The organism is Butyricicoccus sp. AM78-15b2TA (assembly GCF_027665985.1).
In the GTDB taxonomy this organism is placed as follows: Bacteria; Bacillota; Clostridia; order Oscillospirales; family Butyricicoccaceae; genus Agathobaculum; species Agathobaculum butyriciproducens.
Map to the genome: position 1 here is coordinate 39,425 of NZ_JAQEHY010000011.1, position 25,931 is coordinate 65,355.

The 25,931-nt window shown below is 57.8% G+C and carries 22 protein-coding genes; 12 read left to right on the forward strand and 10 right to left on the reverse strand.

Annotated elements, in window-relative coordinates; translation table 11 throughout:
• Positions 1 to 5: 5 nt before the first annotated feature.
• From PGS25_RS10685 to PGS25_RS10710, 6 genes are read right to left on the reverse strand one after another with little or no spacing between them, the layout of a single operon-like run.
• The gene (locus tag PGS25_RS10685) at positions 6 to 2,342 is read right to left on the reverse strand and encodes a penicillin-binding transpeptidase domain-containing protein (RefSeq protein ID WP_270418636.1); all 2,337 of its coding nucleotides are present in this window, start codon (positions 2,340 to 2,342) and stop codon (positions 6 to 8) included.
• 26 nt (positions 2,343 to 2,368) lie between these two features.
• Positions 2,369 to 2,881, reverse strand: a complete 513-nt coding sequence (gene mreD / locus PGS25_RS10690; protein WP_270418637.1) for a rod shape-determining protein MreD — start codon at positions 2,879 to 2,881, stop codon at positions 2,369 to 2,371.
• A gap of 3 nt (positions 2,882 to 2,884) precedes the next feature.
• On the reverse strand, positions 2,885 to 3,730 hold the full coding sequence (gene mreC, locus PGS25_RS10695; protein ID WP_158575586.1) for a rod shape-determining protein MreC: 846 nt from the start codon (positions 3,728 to 3,730) through the stop codon (positions 2,885 to 2,887).
• 60 nt (positions 3,731 to 3,790) lie between these two features.
• Positions 3,791 to 4,351 carry a Maf family protein gene (locus tag PGS25_RS10700; protein WP_270418638.1) on the reverse strand — a complete coding sequence of 187 codons (561 nt, stop codon included), beginning with the start codon at positions 4,349 to 4,351 and terminating at the stop codon, positions 3,791 to 3,793.
• Positions 4,351 to 6,384, reverse strand: coding sequence for a U32 family peptidase (locus tag PGS25_RS10705; protein WP_270418640.1), 2,034 nt, complete (start codon positions 6,382 to 6,384; stop codon positions 4,351 to 4,353). Before PGS25_RS10705 ends, PGS25_RS10700 begins: the two co-directional genes overlap by 1 nt.
• On the reverse strand, positions 6,381 to 6,692 hold the full coding sequence (locus PGS25_RS10710; RefSeq protein WP_158574630.1) for a cell division protein ZapA: 312 nt from the start codon (positions 6,690 to 6,692) through the stop codon (positions 6,381 to 6,383). The genes PGS25_RS10705 and PGS25_RS10710 overlap by 4 nt, the downstream gene beginning before the upstream one ends.
• A 287-nt stretch (positions 6,693 to 6,979) precedes the next feature.
• Here PGS25_RS10710 and proB point away from each other — a divergent pair, with 287 nt between their 5' ends.
• The 8 genes from proB (at position 6,980) to PGS25_RS10750 (ending at position 17,044) form a co-directional block, all read left to right on the forward strand.
• Complete coding sequence (gene proB / locus PGS25_RS10715; protein WP_117490982.1) at positions 6,980 to 7,780, forward strand: glutamate 5-kinase; 801 nt, start codon at positions 6,980 to 6,982, stop codon at positions 7,778 to 7,780.
• A 124-nt stretch (positions 7,781 to 7,904) separates the two neighbouring features.
• A complete protein-coding gene (locus tag PGS25_RS10720) occupies positions 7,905 to 9,152 on the forward strand; it encodes a glutamate-5-semialdehyde dehydrogenase (protein ID WP_270418643.1) in 1,248 nt (415 codons plus the stop codon).
• Positions 9,152 to 9,757: a CYTH domain-containing protein gene (locus tag PGS25_RS10725; RefSeq protein ID WP_118360206.1), complete on the forward strand. Its 606-nt coding sequence runs from the start codon at positions 9,152 to 9,154 to the stop codon at positions 9,755 to 9,757. Before PGS25_RS10720 ends, PGS25_RS10725 begins: the two co-directional genes overlap by 1 nt.
• 327 nt (positions 9,758 to 10,084) lie before the next feature.
• Positions 10,085 to 11,302 carry a cation:proton antiporter gene (locus PGS25_RS10730; RefSeq protein WP_270418644.1) on the forward strand — a complete coding sequence of 406 codons (1,218 nt, stop codon included), beginning with the start codon at positions 10,085 to 10,087 and terminating at the stop codon, positions 11,300 to 11,302.
• A 161-nt stretch (positions 11,303 to 11,463) separates the two neighbouring features.
• The gene (gene putP / locus PGS25_RS10735) at positions 11,464 to 12,960 is read left to right on the forward strand and encodes a sodium/proline symporter PutP (RefSeq protein ID WP_270418645.1); all 1,497 of its coding nucleotides are present in this window, start codon (positions 11,464 to 11,466) and stop codon (positions 12,958 to 12,960) included.
• An 89-nt stretch (positions 12,961 to 13,049) separates the two neighbouring features.
• Positions 13,050 to 13,283: a DUF3006 domain-containing protein gene (locus PGS25_RS10740; protein ID WP_117490977.1), complete on the forward strand. Its 234-nt coding sequence runs from the start codon at positions 13,050 to 13,052 to the stop codon at positions 13,281 to 13,283.
• A 31-nt stretch (positions 13,284 to 13,314) separates the two neighbouring features.
• Complete coding sequence (locus PGS25_RS10745; protein WP_270418646.1) at positions 13,315 to 14,583, forward strand: diaminopimelate decarboxylase; 1,269 nt, start codon at positions 13,315 to 13,317, stop codon at positions 14,581 to 14,583.
• Positions 14,584 to 15,259: 676 nt separating this feature from the next.
• Complete coding sequence (locus PGS25_RS10750) at positions 15,260 to 17,044, forward strand: Na/Pi cotransporter family protein (RefSeq protein WP_118478622.1); 1,785 nt, start codon at positions 15,260 to 15,262, stop codon at positions 17,042 to 17,044.
• A 197-nt stretch (positions 17,045 to 17,241) separates the two neighbouring features.
• Here PGS25_RS10750 and PGS25_RS10755 read toward each other — a convergent pair whose 3' ends face one another.
• Both PGS25_RS10755 and PGS25_RS10760 read right to left on the reverse strand, forming a co-directional pair.
• Positions 17,242 to 18,537 (reverse strand): M23 family metallopeptidase, encoded by a 1,296-nt coding sequence (locus PGS25_RS10755; RefSeq protein WP_270418647.1) that lies wholly within the window; start codon positions 18,535 to 18,537, stop codon positions 17,242 to 17,244.
• A gap of 129 nt (positions 18,538 to 18,666) precedes the next feature.
• Entirely contained in the window at positions 18,667 to 19,569 is a 903-nt protein-coding gene (locus PGS25_RS10760) for a hypothetical protein (RefSeq protein ID WP_116704816.1), read from the reverse strand.
• A 139-nt stretch (positions 19,570 to 19,708) separates the two neighbouring features.
• Between PGS25_RS10760 and ychF the strand changes: the two genes are divergently transcribed.
• The 4 genes from ychF (at position 19,709) to PGS25_RS10780 (ending at position 22,739) form a co-directional block, all read left to right on the forward strand.
• Entirely contained in the window at positions 19,709 to 20,812 is a 1,104-nt protein-coding gene (ychF, locus tag PGS25_RS10765; protein ID WP_110437276.1) for a redox-regulated ATPase YchF, read from the forward strand.
• Between the two features lie 349 nt (positions 20,813 to 21,161).
• A complete protein-coding gene (locus PGS25_RS10770; protein WP_270418649.1) occupies positions 21,162 to 21,935 on the forward strand; it encodes an IclR family transcriptional regulator in 774 nt (257 codons plus the stop codon).
• 12 nt (positions 21,936 to 21,947) lie between these two features.
• Positions 21,948 to 22,496 (forward strand): tRNA (mnm(5)s(2)U34)-methyltransferase, encoded by a 549-nt coding sequence (locus tag PGS25_RS10775; protein ID WP_117491635.1) that lies wholly within the window; start codon positions 21,948 to 21,950, stop codon positions 22,494 to 22,496.
• Positions 22,497 to 22,502: 6 nt separating this feature from the next.
• Positions 22,503 to 22,739 (forward strand): hypothetical protein, encoded by a 237-nt coding sequence (locus PGS25_RS10780; protein ID WP_270418650.1) that lies wholly within the window; start codon positions 22,503 to 22,505, stop codon positions 22,737 to 22,739.
• A 61-nt stretch (positions 22,740 to 22,800) separates the two neighbouring features.
• On the opposite strand, the gene PGS25_RS10785 is transcribed toward PGS25_RS10780, so the two are convergent.
• Positions 22,801 to 24,426 carry a class I adenylate-forming enzyme family protein gene (locus PGS25_RS10785; RefSeq protein WP_270418651.1) on the reverse strand — a complete coding sequence of 542 codons (1,626 nt, stop codon included), beginning with the start codon at positions 24,424 to 24,426 and terminating at the stop codon, positions 22,801 to 22,803.
• A 227-nt stretch (positions 24,427 to 24,653) separates the two neighbouring features.
• Positions 24,654 to 25,892 (reverse strand): beta-ketoacyl-ACP synthase II, encoded by a 1,239-nt coding sequence (fabF, locus tag PGS25_RS10790; RefSeq protein ID WP_270418652.1) that lies wholly within the window; start codon positions 25,890 to 25,892, stop codon positions 24,654 to 24,656.
• Between the last annotated feature and the right edge of the window lie 39 nt (positions 25,893 to 25,931).

Sequence of the window (25,931 nt, forward strand, 5' to 3'; positions counted from 1 at the left end):
TTGTTTTATCGAATCAGGGTGTTCTCCGCCTGACGGGAGGCTGCGCTGTCCGACTTGCCGACAGAGAAATACTCATCGAGCATATCACGCACGATCGGCGCAACGTAAGCGCCGTGGCCTGCGCCTTCACCGACCACGCAGATAACGATCTGCGGGTTGTCAAAGGGTGCAAACGCGATGAACAGACCGTTGTCGAACGACTCGCCGTTCTCGAACATCTCGGCCGTACCGGTCTTGCCGCCAACCTTGATGGGGTAGTCCGCGAAAACGCTGCCTGCGGTACCGCCCTCGTCGGTAACCTCGCTCATGCCCTGCATGACAAGCTCACGCGTGGCATCCGAAATGTCGATCTTGCCGCGCACCTCGGATTCATCGGTTTTCATGAAGCTGCTGTAATCGTAGCTTTTGATGCTTTTGACGAGCGTCGGCTTGTACAGCGTGCCGCCGTTTACGATCGCGGAAACATAGTTTGCCAGCTGCAGCGGCGTAAAGCCGTTATCCGACTGACCGATCGCTGCGTTCAGATCATCGCCGCCCTGCCATTCGCGGATCGCCGGGTCGGCCTTGCGCTGCTGCTCACGGTAGGTCGGGCCTGCCGCCTGACCGGTGGTTTCACCGACCTCGATGCCGGTCGCCGTGCCGAGACCGAACTTCTTAGTCCACTGCTCGAGGTGCTCACCGGTCAGCTTCTGACCGACCGTGTAGAAGAACGTATTGCACGAGTATTTGAGCGCATCCGTGACGTTGAGCGTCATGGGCGTGTCGTGGTTGTTGCAGCGGAAGGTCTGTCCGCCGTACTCGTAGGTGCCGGTACAGGTAACGTAGGTGTCACCGGAGATGATGCCTTCCTCCAGACCCGCGATGGCGGTCACCATCTTAAAGGTAGAGCCCGGCGGGTACACACCCGAGGTTGCACGGTTTACCTCCGGATGGCGGCTGTCCGCCTGGATAGAGGCGTAGTTTTTGTTGTAGTTTGCCAGGTCGTAGGTCGGGTAGGACGCCATCGCGAGCACCTCGCCCGTGTTCGGGTCGAGCGCAACAGCCGCGCCGCCCTTGCCGTAAGCGGAGAGATTGCCTGCCAGCGATTTCTCGGCGACTTCCTGCAGGTCAAGGTCAATCGTGGTGATAACATTGTCGCCCGGCTTGGGAGCCGTAGCGGTGGTCTGCTCGGCAATAGCCGAACCGCCAAGGTCGGTCTCCACCGTGCGGGAGCCTGCCGTGCCGTGCAGGTAGGACTCGAGCGCGCTCTCCAGACCGGATTTGCCGATGAGATCGCTCATCTGGTAGCCTGCCTTGTCCTTGTAAGGGCCGCCGTTTTTGTCGGAATTCCACTCGTCGGAGGTCAGGGAGCCGATCGTGCCGAGCAGGTGCGCGGCGGTGGCGGTGTCGTACTGGCGGACGGCTTCGCTCTGGATTTCAATGCCCTGAAAATCCGCGCTGTGCTCCTTGATATAGGCGATCAGGTCCATCGGCACATTGTCCGCGAGCGTGTAGGTCGCCTGATTGCTGAAGCCGACCGTGCGCATGCTGTAATAGATGCCGACCATCGTGCGGGCATCCGAAAGCGAGAGATCGGTCGGCATGCCGAGGTTTTTCTCCATATAGGCGCGCATGGCGTTGATAAACTCGGTCGGGGAGACCAGCTTGGTCGCATCCACCTGTGCCGCCTGATCAATGGTGTTGCCGTTCTCGTCGGTCTTGGGGTCGGTCTCGCTCGCCTGTTTGGCAGCGTCTACGGCCGCCGTAACCGCATCCAGACCGAGCGACTTGGCGCTGTCCTTCATATAACCCGATAATTCGGTCAGCGATGAGCTGTTGTAGGTGAACGGCGCGGACTGCGTGATCGGCAGCCGGTCGTTGATGGACGGAATCGCCGCCGTGTCCGCAGAAACCGCCTGCGCGGTGTCGGTCGGGGTGTCCGAGGACGTATCCGTGCTGTCTGCAGCATCCGCAGAGGTGTCACTCGAGGTATCGGTGGCAGCAGCCGCCTTTGCGGCATTCTGCTTGGCGGTCGCGTCCACGGCCGCGGTCTGGATACGGTGCGTCAGATCGAGCAGGGTATCAAACCGCTTGTCGTTGCCGTCCCAGAAGGACGAGTAGATGAGCACGAGCGAAAAGCCGGTGTTGTTGGTGACGAGCGGCCTGCCGTAGCGGTCGAGGATCTCACCGCGGGCTGCGGAAACCGTAGACGTGGTGGTGAGAAACTCCGCCGAGCGGCGGACATACTTTTCGCCGCTCAGAATCTGCAGCTGGAATAACTGCGAGAGCGCCACACCGCTGCACAGCAGCAGCAGTCCGCACAGCGCGAGCAGACGGCGAAGCAGTTGAGGTTTATTTAACATGGGGAAGTGCTCCTTTCCGCAAAGGGTCAGCGGCTGCGCTTGCGGGATTTGCTGCTGAGCCTGCGCAGCGGCAGGTAAACGATAAAGCAGAACAGGCAGGTCAGCACCGTACCGACGGCAAGCTGCCGCAGGACGATCAGGAAGGACGCGCCTGCATGCATCAGCGAGAAGAGATACCGCAGCAGACCGAGCAGCACACACTCAAACGCCGTAAGGATGAGCATGGAAATATAATTGCGGGTGAGCAGTCTCTGGCAGAGCTTTCCGGCGGCATAGCCGAACAGCAGGAAAAACAGGGGATAGAGACCGTCCACGCCGGTGAAGCTGAGGTCATAGCAGATGCCGACCGTCAAGCCGACAACAGCCGCCTCCGCCGGGCCGCCGAGCAGCGCGGCTGCCGTGACGAGTGCGGGCAGCAGATCGACCGCAGAGCCGAAAATGCGCATGCCGCCGAACGTGCCGGTCTGCAGCGCGAAGATAATCACCGAAAACAGCACATACACGATCAGCTTCGGGATGGAAATATGTTCTCTCTGCATGGCTTACTCCGCTGTGTCCGTGTATTCGGTGATGATGGAAACCGAGGAAACACTGTCCACGCTGACAAACGGCTTGATGACCGCATAGTAGGACAGGCCGCTTTCCTCCGGCTGTACGCTTTCCACCGTGCCGATGAGGATGCCCTTGGGGAATACACCGCCGCGTCCCGAGGTCTCGACCGTATCACCGACGACCACCTTGGAGTCCTCGCGCAGATAGGACAGGCGAAGCGCACCGCGTGTCATCAGGTTATAGTCGCCCTCCGCAATGGCGGTCTCGCGCGTGCGGGTGACAAGCGCGCCGCACTGCATTTTCGGGTCGGTGATGGAAGTCACCTCGCAGGTGTTGTCGGTCACCTCGCTGACAAAGCCGAGCATGCCGTCCACGGTCGTTACGAGATCGTCCTTGTTGACGCCGCTCGAGCTGCCCTTGTCCAGCGTCAGCGTATCCGCCCAGTCGCCCGGACTGCGGGCGATGACCTCAGCGCTGACCGTCGTGGTGCTGCGGGTGCTTTCCGGCTGCCCAAGCTGAGAGCGGAGCAGGTTGTTTTCCTCGAGCGCGATCTGTGCGTCACGCACAAGCTGTGCATTGTCGCTGATCTGCTGCTTGAGCTGCTCATTCTCGGCCTTGAGTGCATCAAACTCGGTGAAATAATCCAGTCCCTTGCTGAAAAAGTGTCCGACACCGGTGCCGAACCGCTGAAACGGCCGGACAACCGCACCGGCGGCTCTCGTGATCGGCGAGGAATTACCGCTGATGCCGCTGTACACTGCGGAGAGAATGCACAGCAGAATGACGACTGCCGCACCGATCAGGAGCGGAGAGCCGACTTTATGACGTCGTCGCAAAACGAATCTTCCTTTCATAATGTTGCACTGAAATGTGGAATTTCAGCAGGTAAATGCGGCTTATACCGCATGAATATCGCGCAGAATGGTATAAAGCGGAGCCACAGGCAGACCCATGACGCTGTAATAGTCGCCCTCGATGCCCTTGATGAGCAGTGCGCCGTGGCCCTGGATGCCGTAGGCGCCGGCTTTGTCGAGCGGCTCTCCGGTGGCGAGGTAGGCGGCAAGCTCGTCCTCCGCAAAATCGCGGAAGGTGACGCGCGTGCAGGTGTGCAGCGTGTGCGCCCCGCCGTCCGGCGTGAGCACGGCAAGTCCGGTCAGCACCTCATGGGTGCGTCCGCGCAGACGGCGGAGCATGGAAGCGGCCTCGTCCGCGTCCTTCGGCTTGCCGAGGCGCAGTCCGTCGATCGTGACCATGGTATCCGAGCCGATGCACACGGCGTTCGGGTGCTGCGCCTGCACAGCCTCGGCCTTGAGGCGGGAAAGACGGGTGACTTCCTCACCGAGCGGCGCATCCCGCAGGGTTTCGTCCGCATCGGCAGGGCAGACCGTAAAGTGTTCGGTGATAAGGCTCAGAAGCTCTTTGCGCCGCGGCGAAGCGGACGCTAAAACGATCTCCATTATTCGACTCCTCTTTTATATAATCCGTTGGTAAATTCGCCGTCCAGCGGTGCGCCGGACAGGAACGCGCGGGCAATCCGTGTACATTCCTCGGGCGATTCGATGGTGAACTGCAGACGCGCGGTCTGTATACCCAGGCGGGCAAAATCCTCGCGCAGACAGAGCGGACGGCTGTTCAGCAGCGTGTTGCGGCAGCCGAATTCGTTCAGCAGCGGGAAACGCTCCCGGCGCCGGTCGGTGAGGTACGTCACGCCGTTCTGGCACGAGCACTTGCCGCCGTGCTGACGGCGAATGGCGCAGTTTTCAAAGATCATCAGCGGCAGACGGCCGTAGACGATCAGGTCGGTCTCGAGCGGGCCGCGCATATCTCGAATCTGCGCCAGACGAGCCTCGAACGAAAGCGTCTGGCGGGAAACGCCCATTTCAGCCAGTGCGCTCAGCGTTTTGCTGTTGTAGGCGTTCAGACCGAAATCGCCGTGCACGGTAAAGCCCAATCTCTTTGCAAGCGGGATGTGGCCGATGTTTCCGGCGAGAACCGTGTCGGTTCCTCGGCTCATGGCTTCACCGAGCAGCATCTCGATCTGCGGCTGCTCGTTGTCCGAGAACACGCGCGGCAGGATGGCGGGCAGTCCGGTCTGCGCTGCAACTTCAAGCGGGACGTAAACGGTCTCCAGACCAAGTTCGCGCAGCGCATCCGCCTGCGCCTTAGTGCGCACGGTTGCGGTATAGCCGCGGAAGCCCTCGCGGGCAGCGGTCTCATCGTCGCGCGGCAGCACGCTGCCGTGCAGCCAGTCGCGGGAGGGCGCAACGCCGCGTTTTGCCAGCAGAAGGTCGAGTGCATCGCGGCGCATGCCGTTCATCACGGACGCTGGGATCATCAGACCGTCCTGCACCTCGATACGCATATTCTCAATATAAAACGGCGTGCCGCCGGTCTTTCTGAGCGATTTTTCGATCATCTCCGGTGTGGTCGGGCGGTTCTGCGCCTGCTCCACCGGCATGACGACCGAAACGCCGTCCGCACTGAGCACCGCGCCGGTGTCCTTGCGGGCGGTAAAGCAGAGGGAAACCGGAACGAGCGGTGCCTCCTTGCCCTCGGCAAAGCGATGCGCGGCCTCGTCATAGAGTTTCTTTACCTCGTTCATCGGCACATCGGTCTTGGTGCCGAACATGCTGTCGCCCAGCTTGCCGGTGTAGTAGCCGTCGGTGAAGCCGTCGCGCGAGAATACGCGGCGCAGAATGTCGCGCTCCTCGGCGGTCGGTCTGCGGTGCTCGCGGAGCAGGTCGGAGTAGACCTTGGTTACAATAGCGGCGTACTCCGGACGCTTCATGCGGCCCTCGATCTTGAGCGAGGACACACCCCAGTCGGAAAGCTCGGCAACGTGTCCGGCGAGCATGAGATCCTTGAGCGACAGCGGATAGCCGCCGCTGTACGGCAGGCGGCACGGCTGTGCACACAGACCGCGGTTGCCCGAGCGCTGACCGATCACGGCGGACAGGTAGCACTGACCCGAGTAGCACATGCACAGCGCACCGTGCACGAACACCTCGGTCTCGACACCGGCCTGCTCGGTGATGAGTTTGATCTCCTCGCGGGAGCATTCCCGGCTGAGCACCACGCGCGAAAAGCCGATGTCGCGCGCCTGCTTGGCCGCGTCGAGCGTGTGAATGGTCATCTGGGTGGAGGCGTGCAGCGCGAAATCCGGCGCGTGTGCGTGGATGAGCCGCGCCAGTCCCAGATCCTGAATGATGAGCGCGTCCGCGCCTGCTTCGTACAGGAATTTTGCGTCCTCGAGTGCGTCCTCAAGCTCGCGGTCGCCCGCAAGAATGTTGAGCGTAATATTGGTTTTTACGTCGCGTGCGCGGCAGTAGGCGATGGCGTCCGCCATCTCGTCATGCGAAAAGCCCTGTGCGTTGCGGCGTGCGTTGAACATGCCGAAGCCCATATAGACCGCGCCTGCGCCGGACTGCACAGCGGCGCGAATGCCCTCCGGCGAACCGGCGGGAGCAAGAAGTTCTACTTTATTCCTCATTTGCGGTTGTGATTCGGGTGCTTGCCGTTATTCTGCGCCTGCCGGTCGCGCAGTGCGGCAAGCTCGGCTTCGAGGGCACGGCATTTTGCCTCAGCGGCTTCGGCGGCAGACTTGGCCTTGATGTAATCATCCGCCAGCGTGATCGTTGCCAGTGCCAGCGCGCGTGTGGACGCGAACGACGGCGAGCCGCCGCAGTGCGCCACGGTCTGGCGTGCCAGCTCGGCTACCTCATTCATATAGTCCGCGCTCTCGTCGGAGACCAGATTGTATTTTTGACCGGCAATATGAAGAACCATGCGGTTTGCCATAACGGGTCCCTTCCTTTCATTATAATATATATGCGGACAGCGCCGCTGAAAAGCGGTACTGTCGAATTTGGGCATAAGAAGATAAAATATAGTATAGCACAATATGACGGGTTTTGAAATAAAAATTCTGTGCAAACGATAAAAATCTCCGTATAAAATTTTCACAATGTGTATAAAGTGTAAAAGATTTGTGTTCGGCTTGTCTCTCGCGTTTTAGTGTGATAAAATGTGTATATTGGCGGAAGTCCGGGAAAAGGCTTCCACGTTATCTTTTGGAGGTCATTTTTATGCTGAACATGAACGAGGTCCGGCGCATTGTCGTCAAGGTCGGCTCCTCGACGCTGACTTATGACAACGGCAAGCCGAATATCCGCCGTATCGAGCGTCTGGTACGCACGATCAGCGACCTGCAGAACCGCGGCTTCGAGATGGTGCTCGTATCCTCGGGTGCGGTGGCGGTCGGCACGGCAAAGCTCGGTCTGGCGGAGAGACCGAAGGAGCTGTCGGTCAAGCAGGCGGCAGCGGCTGTCGGGCAGTGCGAGCTGATGCACATTTACGACAAGATGTTTCTGGAATATGGCATTAACGTGGCGCAGATCCTGCTGACGCGCGAGAATATCGTCGATGACGACCAGCGCACCAACATCCATAACACGTTTACCGCGCTGACCAAGATCGGCGTTGTGCCCATCATCAACGAGAACGACACGGTTGCAACCGCCGAGCTGAAGCACATCGAGAACTTCGGCGATAACGATACGCTGTCCGCGGTTGTGGCACGCATGTGCGATGCCGATCTGCTGGTTATCTTCTCGGATATCGACGGCCTGTACGACTCCAACCCGCGCACCAACCCGCAGGCCAAGCTGATTAACCACGTCGGCAGGATCGACGCAAAAATCCGCCGCATGGCGGGCGGCGCCGGTTCCGCGCACGGCACGGGCGGCATGGCGACCAAAATCACCGCCGCAGAGCTTTGCATGGACGCAGGCATTCCCATGATGGTCGCCAACGGCGATAAGCAGGGGTTGCTTTATGATATTGTGGACGGTAAGGAAGTCGGAACCCTGTTCCAACGCGAACGCTAACGTATACCGTAGGGCGCGACGACTCGGCGCGCCGTTTCTAACGAATTGCAGATGGTTTACAGCGGCGTGCCGAGGTCGTCACGCCCTACGAGATAAATTGTGCAGATTATGAGGTGAATATATAATGAGAACGCTTATGCAGATTGCCGAGGACGCACGCCGCTCTAAGTACGCGGTGGCGAAGCTCGGCACGAACGACAAAAACCGCGGCATTCTCGCCATTGCGGACACGCTGATGGCACATGCGGACGAGATCATCGCGGCAAACAGGATTGACATTGAAAACGGCAGAGCGGCAGGTTTGAACGACGGCCTGATCGACCGTCTGATGCTGGACGAAAAGCGCATTGCGGGCATCGCCGAAGGCTGCCGTCAGGTGGCGGCGCTGCCCGACCCGGTCGGTGAGGTGCTCTGGATGCATAAGCGTCCGAACGGCCTGAACATCGGTCAGAAGCGCGTGCCGATGGGCGTGATCGGCATTATCTACGAGGCTCGTCCGAATGTTACCGTGGATGCGGCTGTGCTGTGCTTCAAGGCCGGTTCGGCGTGCATTCTGCGCGGCGGCAAGGAGGCATTCCGGTCCTCCATGTGCCTGACCAGACTGATGCGCGAGGCACTGGCGGCCGAGGGTCTGCCGGAGAACGCTATCAATCTGGTGGAGGACACCAGCCGCGATACCGCAACCCAGATGATGAAGCTCAACGGCTATCTCGATGTGCTGATTCCGCGCGGCGGCGCAGGACTGATCCGCTCGGTTGTCATGAACGCGACCGTGCCCGTCATCGAGACCGGCACGGGCAACTGCCACGTTTACGTTGATGCGACTGCCGACCTTGAGATGGCGAAGAATATTCTCGTCAACGCCAAGTGCCAGCGCCCGAGCGTATGCAATGCGGCGGAAAGCCTGCTCGTCCACAAGGACGTTGCGGAGAAATTTCTGCCGATGGCAGCAGAGGGCCTTGCACCCGAGCATGTGGCAATTCACGGCTGTCCGCGCACGATGGACATCCTCGGTGACAGCATTGCGCCTGCGACCGAGGAGGATTACGGCAGAGAATACCTCGGCTACGAGATTTCGTGCAAGGTGGTCGATTCGCTCGATGAGGCCATTGACCACATCAACCGCTTTAACACCGGCCACTCGGAGTGTATCGTCACCCGCGATTATGATGCGTCGCAGCGATTTTTGGAGGAAGTGGACGCGGCGGCTGTCTATGTCAATGCGTCTACGCGCTTTACCGACGGTTTTGAGTTCGGCTTCGGCGCTGAAATCGGCATTTCTACCCAGAAGCTGCACGCACGCGGCCCGATGGGTCTGACCGCGCTCACCACCACCAAGTATATCATTTACGGAAACGGACAGGTGCGATAATGGATAAAACGATGGAGAAGGAATATAAGTGGCGTGCCGACGAAAAGCTGCTCGGTCAGGCGCTGCTGTGGGCTTCCTCGCGGATTGGCAGCCAGAGCCGAACCATCAACATGGAATCCAGCTATTTTGACACGGCGGACGGACTGCTGAAGGAACATCAGGCGGCACTGCGTCTGCGCCGCGAGAACGACCGCAGCGTGTGCTGCATGAAGCTGCGCAACACGGATACGCCGGACGGCATGCGCGCCCACGAGGAGTACCAGTGCGAGGCGGTCTCTCTGCTTGACGGTCTGCGCCGACTGCCCGAGCTTGGTGCACCGAACGACCTGTGCGAGCGGGCGCTGGCAGCCGACCTGCAGGAAATCTGCACGGTTTCGTTCCGCCGGTGTGCGGTTCTGCTGCAGGAGGACGACACCGTGTGCGAAATGGCGCTTGACGAAGGCGAACTGCGTCATAACGGTAAAGCGGCGCCGCTGTGCGAGATCGAACTTGAGTATGTCGCAGGCAGTGAGGATACCTTCCACGCGCTTGCCGCAGAGCTGGCGCAGCAGCTTGACCTCGTGGTTGAGCCGACCAGCAAGCTGGCGAGAGCGATGGCGCTGTAAATTTCGCTTTACAAACCGGTTTCTATACCTTATAATAAGAACTGCAACAGGGGAATGAGGTTCTCCCTTGGACAAACGTCCTAAACCGCTTATAAAAGCACTTCAGACAAATATTGCGACAAGTGCGCGCATACAGCACGCCAATAGCATCGTCAATTTCACTTGCCATGCGACAGCATGCCTGCGTAAAATTTCCTTGCTCTTTGCGCGCTGTATACGCTACTTTTGCCGCACTATTTATCTGAACTGCTTTCGAAGCTGATGGCTTCTGCGTACTAATTCTGCGCAGATGCCATCGGCTTTTCTGCGTTTCTGGGAGGAAAAACTATGTTAACTTCACTCGCGCTCGTATTTCTGCTCGGTCTGGCTGCGGCGGCACTATGCAGCCGGATCGGTCTGCCGCGCATCATCGGTATGCTGCTCGCGGGCATTCTGATAGGGCCGTATGTGCTGAACTGGCTGGACGATTCCATTTTGTCCATCTCGTCCGACCTGCGGCAGATGGCGCTCATCATTATTTTAATTAAAGCGGGTCTGTCACTCGATTTGTCCGACCTCAAGCGGGTGGGACGTCCGGCGGTCATGATGGCGTGCGTGCCTGCAAGCTGTGAGATTCTGGCGTTTTTCCTGCTCGCGCCGCACATTCTGGGCATCAACCGGATAGAAGCGGCCGTCATGGGTGCCGTGCTCGGCGCGGTATCTCCGGCGGTGGTTGTGCCGAGAATGGTACAGCTGATGGAAGAAAAGCGGGGAACAGGGCAGGGCATTCCGCAGATGATACTGGCGGGCGCGTCCTGCGACGATATTTATGTGATCGTGCTGTTCTCGACCTTTGTCGGCATGGCACAGGGCGGCAGTGCCAACATGATGGATTTCGTGAACATCCCGATTTCCATTGTGCTCGGCGTGGTGCTCGGTGCGGCTGTCGGTCTGCTGCTGCACCTGTTCCTTGAAACCGCGTACCGGCATGGCTGTTACGTCCGCAACAGTACGAAGGTTATTTTGATTCTCGGCCTGTCGTTCCTGCTGATGGCGGTAGAGACATGGCTCAAGGGCATCGTTTCCGTGTCCGGACTGCTGGCCGTTATGAGCATGGCGTGCGTCCTCAAGATCAAAAGTTCGGAAAAAGTCACCAAACGTCTGTCTGCCAAGTTCGGCAAGCTGTGGATCGCTGCCGAGGCGATTCTTTTCGTGCTGGTCGGCGCGGCTGTGGATATCCGCTGCGCAGTACAGGCCGGTGCCGCCGCTGTGCTCATGATCGCACTTGCGCTCGTGTTCCGCGCGGTCGGCGTGAGCCTGTGCATGCTCGGTACCGGGCTGAACCGGAAGGAGCGTCTGTTCTGCGTCATCGCTTATCTGCCGAAGGCAACCGTGCAGGCGGCCATCGGCTCGGTGCCGCTGTCGATGGGTCTGTCGTGCGGACAGCTGGTGCTTTCGGTGGCGGTGCTCGCCATCCTGATTACCGCGCCGCTTGGCGCCATTGGCATCGACCGTACCGCCGGACACCTTCTCATGCAGGAGAACTCGTCCGCTATTGCAGAATGAGGATATGTTGGGTGCGTTTGTGATAACTGCTGTCATTTTTCTTGGCGGAAAATTGTGCAAAGTGTATATTTTTCGCTAAAGATGCAATTTCCTTCGTGAAATCTTGCAAAATTGCACGTTTCCGTGTATAATTAAAGTGAAATTTTAGGAGGGTAAAACATATGACTTTCGACAGCATAATCACAATAGCGGCATTCTGCTGTTACCTGATCTTTATGCTCTGCATAGGCATGTATTTCGTCGGCAAAAACCGCACGACAAATGAGTATTTTCTGGGCGGCCGACAGCTTGGCTCGTGGGTAACCTCCATGAGTGCGCAGGCATCCGATATGTCCGGCTGGCTGCTGATGGGTCTGCCGGGTGCGGCGTACCTGTCCGGTATTTCCGCAGGCTGGATTGCCATTGGCCTGGCCATCGGCACTTACCTTAACTGGCTGCTCGTTGCAAAGCGTCTGCGCCAGTACACCAAAACCGCAGGTGATGCGATTACGCTGCCGCAGTTCTTCAAAAACCGTTTCCACGATGAAAGCGGTTGGATTTCGGTTGTTGCAGCGGTGTTCATTCTGGTGTTTTTCCTGTTTTACACTGCGTCCGGCTTTGTATCCTGCGCGAAGCTGTTCTCGTCCGTATTCGGCATTCCGTACATAGTGTCGCTGCTGGTCGGTGCAGTAGTCGTTATTTCGTACACGTTTGCAGGCGGCTTTTTCGCTGTTTGCTGGACCGACTTCTTCCAGGGCATCCTGATGTTCTTCTGCGTGCTCGCGGTTCCGACCATCGCTATCTTCTCGATGGGCGGCCCGACCGAGTTCTTCTCGCAGGTGGAAGCGTTCAATCCGAATTTCCTGAATATGCTCGTTGACGGTGCGACCGGCGTGCCGTATACTGCAATGGGCATCATCTCGCTGCTTGCATGGGGTCTCGGCTACTTCGGTCAGCCGCATATCCTCGTGCGCTTCATGGGCATTTCGTCTCCGCAGGCGATCAAGAAATCCCGACGCATTGCTACGGTATGGGTGCTTATCTCGCTGACCGCAGCTATCATGATTGGCGTTTCCGGCCGTATGTTCCTCGGCGACGGACTGCTGCTCAATGACGGCAATCAGGAAACCATCTACATTAACATGGTAGCGAAGATCTTCCCGGTATTCATCGCCGGTATCTTCCTGTCGGCTATTCTGGCAGCCATCATGTCCACTGCGGACAGCCAGCTGCTGGTTACCGCATCCGCTATCACGGAGGACTTTTACCACAACAAGATCCGCAAGAACGCAGGCGAGAAGGAGCTGATGTGGGTCTCCCGCGGCTGCGTTATGGCGGTAGCAATTATCGCTGTTCTGATCGCAACCAACCAGAACAGCACCATCCTTGGTCTGGTATCCTACGCATGGGGCGGCTTCGGCTCTGCCTTCGGTCCGCTGGTTCTGTGTTCGCTGTTCTGGAGACGCACGAACAAGCAGGGCGCGTATGCCGGCATTATCGTTGGCGGCGTGGTCGATCTGGTATGGGCGCAGCTGTCCGGCGGCATCTTCGATCTGTATGAGATCGTGCCGGGCTTTGTGTTCGGTCTGCTTGCCATCGTTGTTGTCAGCCTGCTGACGCCGGCACCGACCAAGGCAGTGACCGATGAGTTCGATTCCTACCATCACTGCGTAGAGTAATCTGCAGAATTTAAGAGTAAGTAATGTAAGTAAAAGGGAATACCCAATGTGGTACCGCCCAGAATCAATGAGGCGAGGAGGAGACTGCTATGACAAAGCAGACCGGAATTGTAGATCGCTTTGAAGGCGATTCCGTAGTCGTTGAAGTAAACGGCGAAATGGTGAATTTCGACCGTGCCGATGCACCGGCAATGCTGTGCGAGGGCATGGTGGTCATCATCAAGGACGGCCGTATCGTTGATATCGATGAAATCGAGACTCAGCGCATGGAAAACGATATGCGCCGTCGATTTGAGCGAATTCTCGGTAAGAATACCGATTGAATACCCCAGTAAAGGAAAGGCGAACACACCAATGGAAAAGAAACCCTTTGTGACGCTCCAGCAAGTGCAGGAGATCACCAAAACCTATCCGACTCCGTTCCACATTTACGATGAGAAGGCGATCCGTGAGAACGCCCGCAAGGTAAAGAAAGCATTTGCGTGGAATCCGGGATACAAGGAATACTTCGCTGTTAAGGCGACGCCGAACCCGCGTCTCATCCAGATTCTGCATGAGGAAGGCTTTGGCTGTGACTGCTCCAGCCTGCCCGAGCTGCAGCTCAGCGATGTTTGCGGCGTAAAGGAGCATGACATCATGTTCTCCTCCAACGTTACTCCGGCAGAGGACTACAAGCTCGCGTCCGACCTGAACGCCATCATCAATTTCGATGATATTACCCACCTCGATTTCTACGACAAGGTAGTAGGCGACTGGAAGGAGACCATGTCCTGCCGCTTCAATCCGGGCGGCGACTTCGTGCTGAACAACTCCATCATGGATACCCCGCAGGAGGCCAAGTACGGCATGACCCGCGAGCAGCTGGTCGAAGCGTTCAAGTACATGAAGCAAAAGGGTGTTAAGCATTTCGGCATTCACGCATTCCTCGCCTCCAACACGGTTGCCAATGAGTACTATCCGGCACTGGCACGCATCCTGTTCCAGCTGGCGGTTGACGTGCAGAAGGAGACCGGCGTGCATATCGCATTCATCAACCTGTCCGGCGGCGTAGGCATTCCGTACCGTCCGTCGCAGGAGCCGAACGACATCATGGCCATCGGTGAAGGCGTGCATCAGGCATACGACGAGGTTCTTGTTCCGGCCGGCATGGACGATGTTGCCATCTACACCGAGATGGGCCGCTTTATCCTTGGCCCTTACGGCGCTCTGGTTGCCCAGTGCATCCACCAGAAGCATACCTATAAGGAGTATGCCGGTCTGGACGCCTGCGCGGCAAACCTCATGCGTCCGGCGATGTACGGCGCATACCACCATATCACCGTGCTCGGCAAGGAAAACGCGCTGTGCGATCATACCTACGACGTGACCGGCGGTCTGTGCGAAAATAACGACAAGTTTGCCGTTGACCGCAATCTGCCGCAGATTGACATCGGCGATTACGTTTATATCCACGATACCGGCGCGCACGGCTTCTCGATGGGTTATAACTATAACGCAAAGCTGCGTTCCGCAGAGCTGCTGCTCCGCGAGGACGGCTCGGTAGAGATGATCCGCCGCGCAGAGACCCCGAAGGACTACTTTGCAACGTTTGATTTTACCGGACTGTTTGATAATATTAAGTAAGAGCCTTACGCACACAGAAAAGGACCCCCTTTGGGGTCCTTTTTTGCGTTCTGTGGAGTAATTGAGGATTGAAAATGGAGAATGGAAAATGAACGTACAGATGAAACAATGTCTCCGGTTGGGTTTAACATATGGGGGTTATTGGGGAACGGCGGGGTGAGGGCACCCCGCCCTACGGATAGTTGTTAAATGATATTAATGGATTATATTCGTAGGTGCCGTCCGTAATAACGAGCCAACGAGTTGCGCGACACGGGTATCCTCCAGAGGACCTTCTCTTGCCCTTCGGGCAATTCACCTTGTGTTGCGTCTGCGTAGAGTAAACCATATGTGTAGCAGTAATGTATCTGGCATTGCATAGAGGTAGGGGAATGGGCGGACACATTGGTCCGCCCCTACGGAAGAAAAAATCCTCTGCCGTTCCTTTATAGTCTCAGTTCTGCAAATTTCGCCGTGCTATCCCAAAGGGAAAGGGGTGAAAATCAGAGGGTGGAAACCGCAGGTGTCTACCCTCTTGTGCCCCTGCCGGGTAGGCAAACCAATGTTAAATGTGTGTAAAGCCTGCGTATTAACGCAATTTTTATTGACAGTACCATGTAAAAACCATATAATTAAAATGTATGTAAATCGTAAAGAAATAATGAAAATGATTGTGTAACAAAACGGGAGGAAGCATATGGGTTTTGATGTGCTGTCAATCGTGCAGATGATCGGTGGTCTTGCGCTGTTCATCTACGGTATGACGACAATGGGAAAAGGTTTGGAGCGCGCAGCAGGCTCTAAACTGGAGAAAACGCTTGAAAAAATGACGGGCAATGTCGTTACGGCTCTGCTGATGGGCATGGTCGTTACCATGGTCATTCAATCTTCGTCCGCAACGACCGTTATGGTTGTCGGCTTTGTAAACGCCGGTATCATGACGCTCAAGCAGTCGGTCGGCGTTATCCTCGGTGCCAACATCGGTACTACGATTACCGCGCAGATCCTGCGTCTGTCCGGCGGCGAGGGCAGCGGCAGCCTGTTCATGGATCTGCTCAAGCCGAAGAATCTGGCATATATCATCGTGCTTGTCGGCGTAATCATTATGATGATTGCAAAAAAGCGCCGTACCCGCGATATCGCGGATATCTTCACCGGCTTCGGTATTCTGTTCATCGGCATGTCGGTCATGGAGGGCGCGGTTGCACCGTTGGCTGATCTGCCGCAGTTCGCGGATCTGTTCGCTGCTATCTCCAATCCGGTGCTCGGCGTGCTGGTCGGCGCGGGCGTTACCGCGATCATCCAGTCGTCCTCCGCATCGGTTGGTATTCTGCAGGCGCTGTCCACCACGGGTGCGATCACCTATTCGGCTGCTATCCCGATCATTCTCGGTCAGAACATCGGTACCTGTATCACCGCATTCCTGTCCTCGGTGGGCGGCTCCAAGAATGCCCGCCGTACCGCGATGGTACACTTCTACTTCAACCTGATCGGCTCCATCCTGTTCCTGATCGGCATTTATGCGATTCAGTACACGGTTGGTTTCTCTTTCTGGGATAACGCAATCGACAAGGGCGGCATCGCAAACTTCCATACGCTGTTCAATCTCACCTGTACGGTGCTGTTCCTGCCGTTCACCGGTCTGCTGGTCAAGCTGGCAACGGCGAGCGTGCCCGCAGAGGAGACGCAGGAGGATCCGCTGGCAAAGCTGGAGCCTCGCTTCCTGACCACGCCGTCCCTGGCACTCGATCAGGCACAGCGCTGCATTGCTGACATGGGCGACACTGCCAAGCAGAATTTCCATCTGGCAACCGACCCGCTGTTCGGCGGCGCGGCTGCAAACGAGGAGATCTTCCACGAGCACGAGGCCTTCCTCGACCGTGCAGAGGTTGAGATTGGCCGTTACCTGACTACCATCCACAACATCCGTTCGGTCGATCAACGCCGCCAGATGGCCGAGATGATGCACTCGCTGTCCGATTTTGAGAAGATCGGTGACTATGCGCAGAACATCTTCGAGCGTGCCGACGAGTTCCGTGAGGCCGGTCTGTCCTTCTCGCCGAGTGCGATGCAGGAACTGCGCACCATGTGCGAAGCGGTTGCCGAGGTGCTCGACATGACCGTTGACGGCTATGACAATCAGGCTGTTTCGACCGCCCGTATGGTCGAGCCGCTGGAAGAAGTCGTGGATACGATGAAGGAGCGTCTCAAGAGCCGCCACATCGAGCGTCTGGGCCGGAACGAGTGCACCATGCAGACCGGTATCCACTTCCTGGATATTGTGCATGACCTTGAGAAGATCAGCGACCACTGCTCGAATATCGCCATTTATACCATCCAGCTGGCCGAGGGCGCAGCCGAGTTTGATACGCACGCCTACGTCAAGCAGGCATATAAGGAGACCCCGCAGTTCGCGGAGAAGCTCAAATTCTATCAGAATAAGTACCTCACCAAGATTGATGAAGTCGAAGCGATGGAGTAATCAAAAAGAGAGATTGGGAAACCAATCTCTCTTTTTTAATTAGTAGTTAGAAATTAGTAATTATTGCTGCATAGGATGAGGCTTTATTGCAGGGCGGGACAAGGTGAATTGCCCAAAGGGCAAGAGAAGGTGCTCTGGGGTATGACCTCATCCTGCCCTACGGTTTACATGGTTATAAATTTGAGATGATTGCAAAATTATGACAGATTAACGTATTGCGTCGGATCTACCTTTTCATCATTCACCTGCACCTCAAAATGCAGATGCGGGCCGGTGGAGTTGCCGGTATTGCCGGAAAGCGCGATTTTATCGCCCTTGCTGACCACATCGCCGACCGACACGAGCAGCTGTGAATTATGCCCGTACAGCGTCTTGAAGCCGTTCCGGTGGTCGAGGATGATATAGCTTCCGTAGCCGTTGCCGGAGTCCTCTGCAACGATGACCTTGCCGTTATCCGCGGCATAGACCGGCGTGCCTTCGTCCACGGCGAGGTCCACGCCGCCGTGCAGGCGTCCCCAGCGGTACTTGAACGCCGAGGTGAACGTGTAGCTGTTCAGCGGTACGGCAAATTCTCCGGTGCCGATGCCGACATTGCGCGTGCCGACCTCGACAATTTCGTCGGTGGCCTGCCGGAGCACGGTGCGCGCAAGGATGGTGCGCGTGCGCTCCTCACCGTCCACGGTTTCAATCTCGGCGGTGACCTGCGCGGTACCCGCACAGCCCTGCTGAACGGTTTCACGGTAGGTCTGGTCCTGATTTTCGTTCTTCTGCGTCACGGTGTCGAACGGAATCTGCTCGGTGTAGGTGACGGCGCGGGTCGCAGTCACGTCAAGGCATTGCGACAGGGTATCATACAGCGTGGAATCGGTCTCTGCAAGCGCGGCTGGCGCAACGGCCTTGTCCACGCGGACGGTCTGCAGGAAGTGTACGTTTTCGTCTGCCGCTGTCGTGTACGCGGCCTTGATCCGGTCGAGCGCGGCCTGCGCGCCGTCCGTATCGGCGGCAATGGCGGTCTGTTTGCCGTCCACCGAAATAATGGCAAGCGTGTCCAACTCGCCGCTGGCAGTAATGAGATTGCGCTCGAGTTCCTCCTGCGTCAGCAGCGGAGCAGCTGTCCGCACCGGTTTGGCCTGCAGGCGCAGCGGCAGGTAATAGTCCGTGCCGGAAACGGCAGATGCACTGGATTCAACCGCGTTTACTGCGTTCAGCAGCGTTGCGCTATCCTCGATGACACCGAGCGGCTGACCGTCTGCAAGCAGCAGCGTGCCCGGCCGGGTCAGCAGCAGAGCGGGCAGCAGGAACAGCAGTCCGAATACGCTCAGCGCACAGACCGAACGGCGGCGGCCTGCCTGCCGCAGAACGCCGGCGAACCGGCTCCAGACCGGCAGATCGTATACGCGGCAGATCGTGCGGTCGAGCAGCAGGATGAGCCGCAGAAGCAGGTAGAGCAGGCGTGAAATCACGCCCAAAACAAAAGATAACAGGTTTCGCATGATGGTAGTATGGCGGAATGATGTGCGCCATATTCACTCCTTTCAATGGTTACAGTTTGGTAACAGCACCAAGAATACCCATTTCAGGGAGCGAAGTCATACGAAACCTGTCGCTAAGTTATCAAATTTTTATTTTTTGATGGGTGTGCCCGTAAAATCCGTGGGGAAAAAGCGCGGATCGAGCGGCTTCTGCTGATAATAGCGGTCGAGAGCGGCACGCTGCAGCGAGACCGCCAGCGGCACGGCGGCATCAAACAGATCGTAGAACGAATCCGTTCGCTCGCCGGTGCGGGATGTCCACGGACGGTGCTCCTGATTGGTGCAGTCCGCCGAGAGCGGCTCTGTCGGACGGATAAGCGAGGACGCAAAACCGGATTTGCCGATCAGGTGCTCGAACCGCTGCAGACGGCTGAGTGCAGAGGCACCCTGATGCGCGAGATGGTGCATGCGGCGCATATCGTTCATCGAGTGGTAGACGGCGGCAGGCGTGATGTGCACGCCGTACGTCTCCCGCAGGGCCTGCGCCAGAATTTTCGCCGCGAGAGGAGACTCGGGCGCATCCGGCTCCAGCTGACGGTACGCCTCATACTCGGCGGGCGTGTCCGAGACAAAATCCGCGATCATCACACCGTCGATGTCGCTCTCGACTAAATGGCGGCGTGCCTCGGCAGAGTAGCCCGGCATGAACTGCGACAGCCTGTCCGCCTGTGCGGAAACAAACGAATAGGTTACGCGGCTGAGTGCATAGTGCGTGCAGAATCCGAATACATACGCGAGCGCAGCCGTGTTGTGCGACGCGACGGCGGCTTTGCACAGTGACTCGAACAGCGGCGCGGGCGGTTCGGTGCAGACGCGATTCGCCAGTCTGCGCAGGGCGGATGGGAACGGCGCGTGATAGAGCGCCAGCGGGTCCGCTCCCTGCGAGCCCCATCGGTAGGCCGCCGGATAGGAGGACGCGATATGGGCGACCGAATCGCTGGTTACGCGCTGTACGGTAGCCGCAAAAATATGGTAAGTGACATAAGAAGGCATGGCTTTTCACCTCTTGCAGACAAATTGGTATCTTTAGTATAGCGCAAAACATTGCAAAATTCCAGCGAAAGCGGTATACTATTTTTATGCAGAAAACGGGGAGCAGAAAATCCCCTTATAAAGTTGGAGGAATTACATTATGAAACTCGGCATCGTCGGACTGCCAAACGTCGGCAAGTCTACCTTGTTCAACGCAATTACGCAGGCGGGCGCGGAAAGCGCAAACTATCCGTTCTGCACCATCGACCCGAACGTCGGCATGGTCGCTGTACCGGATGAGCGTCTGCAGCCGCTGACCGATCTCTATCACGCAAAGAAGACCACGCCTGCGGTGGTCGAGTTCGTTGACATTGCCGGTCTGGTGCGCGGCGCAAGCAAGGGTGAGGGTCTGGGCAACAAGTTCCTGTCCCACATCCGCGAGGTTGACGCCATCGTTCACGTTGTCCGCTGCTTCGACAACGAGAACATCGTGCACGTTGAAGGCTCGGTCGATCCGGCCCGTGACATCGAGACCATCAACCTCGAGCTGATCCTTGCGGACATCGAACACCTCGAGCGCCGTCTCGACCGCACCCGCAAGGCTGCGAAGGCAGACAAGAAGCTGCTCCGTGACGTAGAGATCCTCGAGAGCCTGAAGGCGCATCTGGAGGAGGGCAAGACCGCCCGCACCTTCGAGGGCTTTGGCGAGGACGAGGACATTGACCGCGTGATCGGCGAGAGCGACCTGCTGTCCGCGAAGAAGGTCATCTACGCGGCAAACATGGATGAGGAAGGCTTTACCGGCAACGACACCGAGAACGAGCGCCTCAAGGCGGTACAGGCCATCGCAGACGCAGAAGGCGCGATGGTTCTGCCGATCTGCGCAAAGCTGGAGGAGGATATCGCCGGCATGGACGCAGAGGAGAAGGAGATGTTCCTGTCCGAACTCGGCCTGCATGAGTCCGGTCTGGACCGTCTGATCAAGGTCTGCTACGACCTACTCGGCCTGATGAGCTACCTTACCGCCGGTGAGCAGGAGGTCCGCGCGTGGACCATCGAGAAGGGCACAAAGGCGCCGCAGGCTGCCGGCAAGATTCACACCGACTTCGAGCGCGGCTTCATTCGCGCTGAGGTTATCAACTATAAGGACCTCATCGAGCTTGGCTCGCTGGCTGCTGCCCGCGAAAAGGGTCTGGTTCGCTCCGAGGGCAAGGAGTATGTGATGCAGGACGGCGATGTTGTTCTGTTCCGTTTCAATGTTTAATTGCTGAATTTTATGCAGACCACAGTCGTTTTGACTGTGGTTTTGTTTTGTAAAAGGAGAAATTTCGATTCCTGCAAGATGGTGTTTATCAGCAGATTCATTCGCAGGTGACAGGCGGTATAACGTGTTAAAAAGCTGCGCGGCACTGTTATCCCACAGGGAATGCTCTCTTGCCCGACGGGCAATTCGCCTTGTGTTGCGCCCGCGCGGTGTCAGCGCAAATTCCGTTCGCTTCGCAAGTGACCAATCCAAATTTGGCGACCACACCAAAATAATCCCTTGTTTTTTGTGCAGCTTTGCTGTATAATGGAGGTGTGTTTTATAATACGGAACGAAGGGAAGCGTTTTCATGGCGGAGCAATCGACCGTTCAATCGCTCGACCGCGCATTCGATTTGCTGGAAACTCTGTGCCGCAGCCGCAACGGCATGAGCATCGGCAGTCTGTCTGCGGAAACCGGCCTGCACAAAAGCACGGTTCACCGTCTGCTGGCCAGCATGTGCGCGCGCGGCTATGTGCAGCGCGACGCGGAAACCAGCGTCTACCGCGCCGGTATGCGCCTGTGCGAGTTGAGCAGCTATATTGTGGATAATCTGGATATTGTTGAGAGAGCACGCGCGTCGCTTGAACGGCTCGAGCAGTGCACGGATGAGACGGTTCACCTTGTCATGCGCGACGACAAGGACATTGTGTACATCCATAAAGTGGATAATGGCTCGTCTGCCATCCGCATGTTCTCGCGCATCGGCATGCGCCTGCCGCTGTACTGTACGGGTGTCGGAAAGGCAATTCTTGCCACATGGAGCATCGCAGAGGTGCGCGACGTGTGGCAGCACAGCGATGTGCACGCGTGGACCGAGCACACCATCGTCGATGAGGACGCATTCTTCCGCGAGATCGACAAGGTGCGTCAGCTTGGTTATGCGCTCGACAATGAGGAGAACGAGCTTGGCGTACGCTGTATTGCAGCCGCCATTCCGGACTACCGCGGCCGCGCGTCCTACGCGATTTCGCTGTCCGCGCCGGTCAGCCGCATGACCGACCAGCGCGTGGCAGAGCTGCGTGCGCCGCTCATGGCTGCGCGGGACGAAATCGCGCGTGCGCTCGGCGGCAGCCGCTTTTGAGGAGGGCAGAGCATGAACACACTTTCGGTTGTACATGATGTGCTCCGGCGGCAGGTTCGGGAAGGCGATTTTTGTATTGATGCGACTGCGGGCAAGGGCAGAGACACAGCGCTGCTGTGCCGTCTGACAGGCGAAATCGGCCGTGTGCTTGCCTTTGATGTGCAGGAGGATGCCGTTCGGCAGACCCGTGAGCTGCTGGCGAAGGAGCACCTCAGCGCCGAGGTGTACCTCGACAGCCACGCTAACATGGCGCACTACGCCGAACCGGAGACCGTGGACTGCATCGTGTTCAATTTCGGCCGTCTGCCCGGCGGAGACCCGACAAAATTCACCACCGCAGAGACTTCACTGCCTGCTGTTGATGCGGGACTGAAGCTGCTCAAAAAAGGCGGATTGATGGCGCTTGCGCTCTATTACGGCAAGGAAAATGGCTATGAGGAGCGCGACGCGATTCTGGCTCACTTGCGGGAACTGGACGACCGAACCTATACCGTGCTCGGCTGTGAGTGGATGAACCGCAAAAATGATCCGCCGCTGCCGATTTTCATCTGGAAGGAGTAACGAATTATGCCTTGGTGCCCGAAATGCGGCGCGGAATACGTCGAGAATGTCCGGAAATGCAGTGACTGCAACGTGCCGCTCATCGACCATGAGCCGGCGTCGGACGAAATGCTGCCGCCCGACCCGAAGCCGACCGGCTGGCGGCGGTTTGTCACAAGAGAACGATTCCTGCGCGTGCTGAAAACGCTGATCGCCATTTTGCTGGCGCTGGCGGCTGCACTGTCGCTGCAAGGATTGCTGTAAACGTGTTGTAGATGTAAAAAGGAGAATGGAACGAATCCATTCTCCTTTTGTGCTGTCTGGGTTATTTTTGCTTGCGCAGGGCGCGGTGCATGATTTTGCCGGTCGCAGTGTGCGGCAGGGAATCAACGATGTTGTAGATGCGCGGCCACTTGTACGAGGACAGCATGGGACTGTTCGTGCAGTACTCCTTCAGCTCCTCAACGGTGAGGGAGGGATCGCTCGGCACAACATATGCCGCAACAACTTCGCCGCGCAGCTTGTCCGGCGCACCGATAACAGCGCTCTCTGCGACCTTGGGATGGTCGTTCAGTACGGCCTCAATCTGCGGCGGATAGATGTTTTCGCCTGCGGAAACGATCATATCGTCCTTGCGGCCGCGCACGGTGACGAACTCGTTCTCGTCCCATGTGCCGACGTCGCCGGTGTACAGAAAGCCCTTGTAGAACTTCTGCTCGGTCATTTCCGGGTTATTATAGTAACAAAATGCGCTCTTTGCCGGAGAGGAGATGATGATCTCGCCCTCGGCCACGTTGTCGTGCGGAACCATGTCGTCCGGCTCGGAATGGGAGCCGTCCTCGCGCAGCTTTACGATGCGAACCTCGTCGTCCGTACACGAGCGACCGGCCGAGCCTGCGTTATCCGGCAGGTCGAACGGGCGCAGAAATGTGTTCCAGAAGGATTCCGTTGTGCCGTATCCGTTGAAAATGTTCGGCGTGAGCAGCTTCATATACTTCTCACATGCGCTCTTTTCAAACGGCGCGCCCATGGTGACAATGCCGCGCAGCGCGGACAGGTCGTGCGGGGTGCGCTCCTGCGTGCGGGCGAGCATGGCGATGATGGTCGGTACACCGATCAGGAACGAGATGTTGTACTTAGCGGCATATTCCAGGCAGCGCTTCGGTGCAAAATCGCGCAGAATGACAACTTCGCCGCCCGCATAGAGGGTCGGGCACGGGCCGCCGGAGTGGATGCCGCCGCGGTGGAACCACGGGGTCATGTTCATCGTGCGGTCGGTCGGACCGAGAGGGAAGTGCATCATAACGTCATGCGCGGAAAGCACCTCGTTGATATTGTTGATCGGCACGCCCTTCGGACGGTTGGTTGTGCCGGAGGTGTACAGACGGGTGGTCTCGTCGTAGATGTGCGGGTCGAAGTCGATCGGCGGGTCGTTCTCCGGCTGATCGGCAACGTAATCCGCATAGCGCACCTGACCGGCAGGTGCGGCATCGTCTGCGCCGACAACGATCTTGATGGCAGGCTTGCTCTCGCACAGGTCGAGCGCACCGCCGGACAGCTCGCCGAACTCGGCGTCATAGATGAAAGCCTTGGGCGTGCTGTCATCAATGACGAGTGCAATCTCGCCTGCGCCCTGCCGGTAGTTGACCGGACACGCGATCGCACCAATCTTGTGCGCCGCCAGATAACAGAAAACAAACTCCGGCGAGTTGAGCAGGGTGAACATGACAACGTCGTTCTTGCCGACGCCGTCCGCGCGCAGCGCATGCGCCAGACGGTTGGCTTCGGCGTTCAGTTCGCGGTAGGTCCAGCGGCGGCCGGAACGCGGGTCAAAGAGTGCCGGTCGGCTGCCGAAACGCGAAACATTGCGAAGAAAACCGTTCAGATAGGTGAAACGGGTTTCAAATGTGTCGCGGAACATGGAAATATCATAGGTGTATTCGTGACTCAAGGGATCACCTCGTAATAATTTGTATGGGGAATTAGCAATTCGTAATTACCTCAGGAAATGGGTTGTATGTAGAGTTAAAAACTACTTAACGAATATTATAATACCACACAATCATGGAATTGCAAGAAGAAAAATCTTACAGGGACACAGGCTGCATGCCGATGTCCCTGTTTGTTTATTGTTTGACAGGAGGAGAATTGCTGCACAAGCTTCTCACTCCTACCGCCTCACTGTTTCTCGTACCGAGCAACAATCAGGCTGGAATTCTGTCCGCCGAAGCCGAGCGAATTGCTCATTGCAGCGTTGATTTCCGCCTTGCGCGCGGTATTCGGCACATAATCCAGATCGCATTCCGGATCGGGCTTTGCCAGGTGCAGGGTGGGCGGCAGAACGCCTTCCTCGATGGCCTTGATGCAGGCGATGGCTTCGGTCAGGCCGCCGGCGCCCATGAGGTGGCCGGTCGCGGACTTGGTGGAGCTCATCGGCGGTGCGCTTTCGCGGCCGCCGAACACGGTCTTGACCGCCAGCGTTTCGGCTTTGTCGCCGAGCGGCGTGGACGTGCCGTGCGCGTTGATATAGCCAATGTCGGACGGCTGCATGCCAGCCTTCTTGAGCGCCAGCTTCATGCAGCGGGAAGCGCCTTCGCCGTCCGGGCAGGGCGCAGTAACGTGGTGTGCATCCGAGGTGTTCGCGTAACCGGCGAGTACGGCGTGGATTTTTGCGCCGCGGGCGAGTGCATGCTCCTCGGTCTCGATCAGGAGAGCGCCGCCGCCTTCACCGATAACGAAGCCGTCGCGGTCAAGGTCGAACGGGCGGCACGCCTGCTCGGGGTCGTCGTTTCGGCGGGAAAGCGCCTTGGCCTGCGACAGACCGGAAACCACGATCGGGCACAGAATGCTTTCGCCGCCGACTGCCAGAACCGCGTCTGCCTCGCCGGAGCGGAGCAGCATCGCTGCGGTCATGATGGCATCGCCGCCTGCCGAGCATGCCGTGTTGAGCGTCAGACTCGGGCCGTGAATGCCGTGTGCAATCGAGATCTGGGCAGCAGCGATGTTGCCGATGGTCATCGGCACAAAGCGAGGGCCGACGCGCTTGCCTGCGTCGAACGCCGCCTGCGTCTGTGCAACGGTGGTAACGCCGTCCATTGCAGTGCCCATGACGATGCCGATACGGTCGCTTTCGCTCTCGATGGACAGCTCACTGTCCTTGAGAGCCTCCTCGGCCGCAACAAAGGCAAACTGCATGAACGGGTCCATCGTGCGGGCCAGCGTTTTCGGCATGTAGGCAGCGGGATCGAAGTCCTTCAGCTCTGCCGCGATCTGCACGGGCAGCTCGGATGCATCAAAGCGGGTAATTTTTCCTACACCGCATTGTCCCTCCACCAGTGCGGACCAGTATGCGTCCACACCAATACCGATCGGCGTAACAGCGCCCATACCGGTGATGACCAATTTCTGTTCTTTCATGCTTGTTCCCCTACTTACTGAAATTTATGCGAAGGCCTG

Bases quoted from the DNA above. Each gene is read 5' to 3' on its own strand.
- PGS25_RS10685 (WP_270418636.1), bottom strand. From the start codon at position 2,342: ATGTTAAATAAACCTCAACTGCTTCGCCGTCTGCTCGCGCTGTGCGGA.
- mreD (WP_270418637.1), bottom strand. From the start codon at position 2,881: ATGCAGAGAGAACATATTTCCATCCCGAAGCTGATCGTGTATGTGCTG.
- PGS25_RS10700 (WP_270418638.1), bottom strand. From the start codon at position 4,351: ATGGAGATCGTTTTAGCGTCCGCTTCGCCGCGGCGCAAAGAGCTTCTG.
- PGS25_RS10705 (WP_270418640.1), bottom strand. From the start codon at position 6,384: ATGAGGAATAAAGTAGAACTTCTTGCTCCCGCCGGTTCGCCGGAGGGC.
- PGS25_RS10710 (WP_158574630.1), bottom strand. From the start codon at position 6,692: ATGGCAAACCGCATGGTTCTTCATATTGCCGGTCAAAAATACAATCTG.
- proB (WP_117490982.1), top strand. From the start codon at position 6,980: ATGCTGAACATGAACGAGGTCCGGCGCATTGTCGTCAAGGTCGGCTCC.
- PGS25_RS10720 (WP_270418643.1), top strand. From the start codon at position 7,905: ATGAGAACGCTTATGCAGATTGCCGAGGACGCACGCCGCTCTAAGTAC.
- PGS25_RS10725 (WP_118360206.1), top strand. From the start codon at position 9,152: ATGGATAAAACGATGGAGAAGGAATATAAGTGGCGTGCCGACGAAAAG.
- PGS25_RS10730 (WP_270418644.1), top strand. From the start codon at position 10,085: ATGTTAACTTCACTCGCGCTCGTATTTCTGCTCGGTCTGGCTGCGGCG.
- putP (WP_270418645.1), top strand. From the start codon at position 11,464: ATGACTTTCGACAGCATAATCACAATAGCGGCATTCTGCTGTTACCTG.
- PGS25_RS10740 (WP_117490977.1), top strand. From the start codon at position 13,050: ATGACAAAGCAGACCGGAATTGTAGATCGCTTTGAAGGCGATTCCGTA.
- PGS25_RS10745 (WP_270418646.1), top strand. From the start codon at position 13,315: ATGGAAAAGAAACCCTTTGTGACGCTCCAGCAAGTGCAGGAGATCACC.
- PGS25_RS10750 (WP_118478622.1), top strand. From the start codon at position 15,260: ATGGGTTTTGATGTGCTGTCAATCGTGCAGATGATCGGTGGTCTTGCG.
- PGS25_RS10755 (WP_270418647.1), bottom strand. From the start codon at position 18,537: ATGCGAAACCTGTTATCTTTTGTTTTGGGCGTGATTTCACGCCTGCTC.
- PGS25_RS10760 (WP_116704816.1), bottom strand. From the start codon at position 19,569: ATGCCTTCTTATGTCACTTACCATATTTTTGCGGCTACCGTACAGCGC.
- ychF (WP_110437276.1), top strand. From the start codon at position 19,709: ATGAAACTCGGCATCGTCGGACTGCCAAACGTCGGCAAGTCTACCTTG.
- PGS25_RS10770 (WP_270418649.1), top strand. From the start codon at position 21,162: ATGGCGGAGCAATCGACCGTTCAATCGCTCGACCGCGCATTCGATTTG.
- PGS25_RS10775 (WP_117491635.1), top strand. From the start codon at position 21,948: ATGAACACACTTTCGGTTGTACATGATGTGCTCCGGCGGCAGGTTCGG.
- PGS25_RS10780 (WP_270418650.1), top strand. From the start codon at position 22,503: ATGCCTTGGTGCCCGAAATGCGGCGCGGAATACGTCGAGAATGTCCGG.
- fabF (WP_270418652.1), bottom strand. From the start codon at position 25,892: ATGAAAGAACAGAAATTGGTCATCACCGGTATGGGCGCTGTTACGCCG.